The following is a 5,051-nucleotide window of genomic DNA, read 5'->3' on the forward strand; positions in this document are numbered from 1 at the left end:
ACCATTGTTGGACTTATATATATTTGTCCCTTTAATGACGTTTAGTTACCATTGTTGGACTTATATATATTTGTCCCATAAGGGACATAGTGTTATTATGTCACTAAATAATAGTAGAGAAGACTTCTCGTGAGTAAAGGTAATTTAGTCGTTAAAACAAATCAGCTTAATTCAGCATTACAGAATTTATCTTTGCCTGAAATTCGTATTGTTCAACTGGCAATAGTAGATGCTAGGGAAACCAATACAGGGCTAAGCACTGATAAACCATTACGCATTGATGCTTTACGCTATGCTGAGATGTTTGAAACTACTCGACAGAATGGCTATAAGCGTATGAAAGAAGCTGAGGAGACGTTATTTAATAGGCGTTTCAGCTATATTGACGACAAAGGGAAAGTTATTAAATCTCGTTGGATACAGCAAGTAAGATATCTTGATGACGAGGGCGCAATCGAATTAGTCTTTACTCTTGCCGTGGTCAATGGCATTAGCCGTATTGATGGTGCAGAAGATTTTTTTACCTCATACCTGCTTGAGCAAACCGCCAGTATGGATAGTATTTACTCCGTTAGGCTTTATGAATTGTTAGTACAGTGGAAAGCTGCCAAGCAGACTCCGATGTTTGCGCTTGAGAAGTTTAGAGATCAATTGGGTGTTGGTATCGAAGAATATAAAGCTATGAACGATTTTAAAAAGCGTGTACTACTAGTAGCTATTGATGAAATCAACGAAAAATCAGATATTAAAATCAGCTATGAACAAGTTAAAAAAGGTCGCAAGATTATAGGTTTTACTTTCACTGTTCATGAAAAGCCAAAAGCTAAGGCTGATGTAGTTAGTAAGGAGCGCGACGCTAGTACAGCAGATATGTTTACGGTTGACGGATTGAATGATAAGCAGCTAGGGCGTATTGCCCGTAATCCTAGCTTTATTGCTGATTATAATCATTTGGTTAGTTCTACCAGTCCAGCAGGTCAAGATCCGAATGCTTGGGAGTTTGAAATGATTAACCGCCTTAAAAAAGACCCTGAGCAGTTTAAAAAGCGCCCTATTAGAGAATATCTTGAATACTAGATCTTATGAGAGCGTTCGCTAGATATGATTCCCTACTGAGGGCTTAAGGTGAGTATTTCGAGGAAATTTGGCATTGAGCAATAAAAAATTTTTTATGCGAGCAATTGGGGTTTGTGGTCTAATTTTTATTTTGTCTACGATGGTTGCTGCTATATTTTTTTAGTATGTTTCCTACAATAGAACATAAACTGAAAGCTGTATACCTAGTGTTTACGGCTTTTCTAGAGTTGCTGGACAGGTAAAAGCGGTCATCGGGAGGGAGTATCCTTTGTAGCTTCAATCCGCATGTGAACGGCACGCTCTCCAATCTCAAAAAGTTGAGTCTCCAACTATACCCTAGCGTTTAAGCTTGAATATAGGGCTACCTATAGTTTTTTTGTTTCATAATAGATATAGCGTCTTCGTAGAAGTCTATATGAAGTATCTCGCTATCTTTTTTAGGCGCTAGATTTAACTCATTGGTGAGAGTTCTCTGCCCAAAATTATATTTTGGCCCTTCAGACGGCTGCTTGCCACAACGAATACATTGATAAGAAACTCCTCTTTCCTCAGTAGGGACCGCTAATGAACCACAGCGGCACCGGATAGAATACGTTTCTAATATCCTAACATTGATAAGGATCGGGCTACTCAGAGTCTCAGCAATAGATTTTTTATGTTTACGCGCAAATACTGATTGGATCTTTTTAATCATTATTCTCAATTCCTAGAGGTAGTTATCTATAAAACACTTTTAGTACTTTATAATTTTTACAAAATAATTGAATAGGAATTCTACTCAGAGAATAACGAATATAAGCCCTGAAAATACTGGGCTTAACAGACTTTAATTGTATCGGTAATAATATAAAGTATTAATTACATTGTAACTCTTTTGTACTTTTTAAGTAAACAAAATAAACATAAACTGCTTTGACCTATACGGTCAATCCCGTAGGAATTGATCCCAAGTTAAGTGAGATATTTAGATAATAAAGGAGTGCTCGAAGTAGTATTTACTCCAGCAATGGTAAGAGAGATTAATGGCGCTAAAGAGTTCTTACTAAATATTTATTAGAACTGCCAAGCTAACTACAGTACTTTGGAAAACCTACGAGATTAGGCATTTTCCCCTGCCTTGGCTATCTCTTAATCCAACAACCAAAGGGCGTTAGCTTTGGACTAATCAAATATCTCTGAATGGCTACCCAGCCTAACAAAATCTACCGCATCGCTTTGAATACGGTAGATAAGCACCAAATCAGGTTTGATATGGCAATCTCTAAATCCCTTATGATTGCCGGTCAGCGCATGATCTTTGTACTTAGCTGGTAGCGGCATATCGTTAGTCAAACAATTAAGCACCTCACCCCATGCAGGAGTGAGCAAGCTTAGATAATTCTTTTTGGCATCTCTCTTAAACTGACTTGATACTTCAATGGATCTCATCAGCCTCGCCTTCTAGCTCATCCATCAAATTACCAAAGCTATCGTACTTAGTGCCTTTACCGCTCGCAACCTCAGCAATAGCCGCGATAGTTTGCGCGTTGAGCTTAGGTTGTTGATAGTCAAAAGACAAGGGAACTGCATTGGTATCGGCTACTTGGTTCAAGAACAGTCTTATGGCTTGTGAAGGCGTTAGTCCATAGCTTTCAAGAACAGAAAAAGACCTGTCCTTCAGATCCTGGTCAAGCCGTATATTATAATTAGTTGTAGTCATATTGGTCACCTTTCGCTTATATATGTACTCCCAATATAAGCGAAAGGTGACTAAACCTCAATAACTTTAGCATTCTATCTTCTCGCTAATCTAAGCGGTAATAGTCTGCTCATTCAATCCAGAAAGAAACTCGTCAACCGTTTTCTCAATGCTTTTTTGCATCACATAAAGATCAGAAGTGGAGTATTTGCCAAGCTGATTTCTTTCATCCATGACTTCAAACAGCTTGCTTCTGACCACTTCTTCGTGCGTTTTATCGTCAATTAACAGTAAATTAAGCTTCACGACAGCTCTATTGTAGGCTTCTTGAGTGGCTTCAAGTTGAAGGCTTTTACTGCTAGCTACTGATACACCGAACATGCTCATAAATAACTCCGCTACTAGAATCATCTGTAGCTACAGATGATTTTTTTAGGTGAATAAATTATTGATACCAGCCTAAGATTATGCCAGTGAATGACTGGAAGTAACGCTCTTATAAGCCCTTTTTTGTAGCAGATTTTACGACAGATAAAAAATCCGTTATTTCCCACCTAATTTAATGACTACACCTTACGCACCCTAAAGGGACTGCCAAATAGCTGATATTGTTAGGTTTATTAAAATTTGAGTGTTTGCAAAGTGCAAACAAAATCATTATAAGTTATTGATTTAAAAATGAAAAAGGTGTTTACAATCTGTAAACACCCAAGTTGAAAAACAGTGAAAAACAGCCCCTTTTTACCGCCTTTTGCAGCAAAAATCTCGCTTTCCTAACAGGTGAATTTATGGTGTAGTAGGTACACTTTAGTAAAATAACACCCAATTATCAGGAAAAAGTAGTAATGAACTATGCGATTTTGAGGACGACAAAATTAAAGACGATGGGCAACATTGGTGGCAGTCTTGCACACAGCTATCGAACGATAGAAACGCCAAATGCTGACCCCAACCTCACCCCTAAAAATCATCATAGCGTTGCTACCCCTGAAGGGGTTAAACAAGCAATAAAAGATTGTCTCCCTGAAAAAAGACGCTCTGATGCGGTGCTCTGTATTGAGTATTTAATAACCGCCAGTCCCGAATGGGAAGGCTGGGGAAAAAGCCAAGAAGTAGAATTTTTTAAGCGGTCTGCTCAGTGGCTCATTGATCAGCATGGGGAAGAAAACATTGCAGGTATGAGTATTCATCGAGACATAAGCACACCGCATCTAGTCGCTTATGTCGTACCTATTGACCAAAAGGGGAAGCTCAACTGTAAGAATTTTCTAGGCGGTAGGGCTAAATTAAACAAGATGCAAACCGATTTTGCTAATAAGGTCGCTGATCTAGGGCTAATGAGGGGCAAAGAAGGCTCTAAAGCCAAGCATACCAGCATCAAGGAATATTACCACGACATCAACCATGCTAGAGATTTTAGTATTACAACCGTATCACTTAAGCCTGAAATGTTTGAAAGCAAGGCTAGATATGGGGAAAAGGTCACAGCAGCCGTTATTGAGCAAATAGAACCGACGGTAAAAGCGGCAAACAGCATCCTAATGGACTATGAGAAAGCTAGATTGGATAAAAGCGTTGCGGAAGCGAGCTATAACTCTCTCAAAAAACGTGTTGAGCCTTACTTACTGGCGACTGAAGGGTTAAATCGAGAGGAGATCATTAGATTGAATGAGGCAATGCAGATAGAAAGCTGTAGAATAGCTGTAGAGAGTGAAAAATTTAAAATAGCTATACATGTATAACTATAGAGATAGTTAGCCTTTAAATCGAAATCTGTGAACAAATAGAGTGGTTTTTATATCTGATCACTAAGGTTTAAGAAAAATACAGTCATTAGAATACTGAAAAACTTAAAAAGTTCAACAAACCTGCTGTTTTGCATTAAGTTAAAACAAATTGATGGATAAGTTTGAAAGTATTAATCGATTATCTGATCCAAATAAGCATAAAAAAGTCCCTGATATTTTGAGGTAACTAAGGCTTTTCTCTTCTGGCTTTTTAATTAATAAAAAAACAAAAAAATGCTTTTAATGCTTTTAAATGCTTTTAAATGCTTTTAGACCCTCTGTGACCCTTACTACTATTAGCTTGTAAGCTCCATTAAGGGACGTTTAGTTACCCATTAAGGGACGTTTAGTTACCCATTAAGGGACGTTTAGTTACCCATTAAGGGACGTTTAGTTACCATTGTTGGACTTATATATATTTGTCCCTTTAATGACGTTTAGTTACCATTGTTGGACTTATATATATTTGTCCCTTTAATGACGTTTAGTTACCATTGTTGGACTTATAT

General features: G+C 37.7%; 5 protein-coding genes. 2 read left to right on the top strand and 3 right to left on the bottom strand.

Annotation, left to right across the window (positions count from 1 at the left end; genetic code table 11):
* The first annotated feature begins 129 nt into the window (after positions 1-129).
* Positions 130-1,077, top strand: a complete 948-nt coding sequence (repM, locus tag H9653_RS12105) for a replication initiation protein RepM (protein WP_191692551.1) — start codon at positions 130-132, stop codon at positions 1,075-1,077.
* Between the two features lie 1,161 nt (positions 1,078-2,238).
* Here the strand turns inward: repM and H9653_RS12110 are convergent.
* The 3 genes from H9653_RS12110 to H9653_RS12120 form a co-directional block, all read right to left on the bottom strand.
* Positions 2,239-2,505, bottom strand: a complete 267-nt coding sequence (locus tag H9653_RS12110; RefSeq protein ID WP_191692552.1) for a type II toxin-antitoxin system RelE/ParE family toxin — start codon at positions 2,503-2,505, stop codon at positions 2,239-2,241.
* Entirely contained in the window at positions 2,492-2,776 is a 285-nt protein-coding gene (locus H9653_RS12115) for a type II toxin-antitoxin system RelB/DinJ family antitoxin (RefSeq protein WP_191692553.1), read from the bottom strand. The genes H9653_RS12110 and H9653_RS12115 overlap by 14 nt, the downstream gene beginning before the upstream one ends.
* Positions 2,777-2,866: 90 nt before the next feature.
* A complete protein-coding gene (locus H9653_RS12120) occupies positions 2,867-3,142 on the bottom strand; it encodes a hypothetical protein (protein ID WP_191692554.1) in 276 nt (91 codons plus the stop codon).
* 458 nt (positions 3,143-3,600) lie between these two features.
* On the opposite strand from H9653_RS12120, the gene mobV reads away from it, so the two are divergent.
* Complete coding sequence (mobV, locus tag H9653_RS12125) at positions 3,601-4,497, top strand: MobV family relaxase (RefSeq protein WP_191692555.1); 897 nt, start codon at positions 3,601-3,603, stop codon at positions 4,495-4,497.
* The last annotated feature ends 554 nt before the right edge of the window (positions 4,498-5,051 follow it).

This window comes from Psychrobacter communis (genome assembly GCF_014836505.1).
Classification (GTDB): domain Bacteria; phylum Pseudomonadota; class Gammaproteobacteria; order Pseudomonadales; family Moraxellaceae; genus Psychrobacter; species Psychrobacter faecalis.

What these genes read in the sequence shown, in the direction of transcription:
- H9653_RS12110 (WP_191692552.1), bottom strand. Translation starts at nt 2,505, where the DNA reads ATGAGATCCATTGAAGTATCAAGTCAGTTTAAGAGAGATGCCAAAAAG.
- H9653_RS12115 (WP_191692553.1), bottom strand. Translation starts at nt 2,776, where the DNA reads ATGACTACAACTAATTATAATATACGGCTTGACCAGGATCTGAAGGAC.
- H9653_RS12120 (WP_191692554.1), bottom strand. Translation starts at nt 3,142, where the DNA reads ATGAGCATGTTCGGTGTATCAGTAGCTAGCAGTAAAAGCCTTCAACTT.
- mobV (WP_191692555.1), top strand. Translation starts at nt 3,601, where the DNA reads ATGAACTATGCGATTTTGAGGACGACAAAATTAAAGACGATGGGCAAC.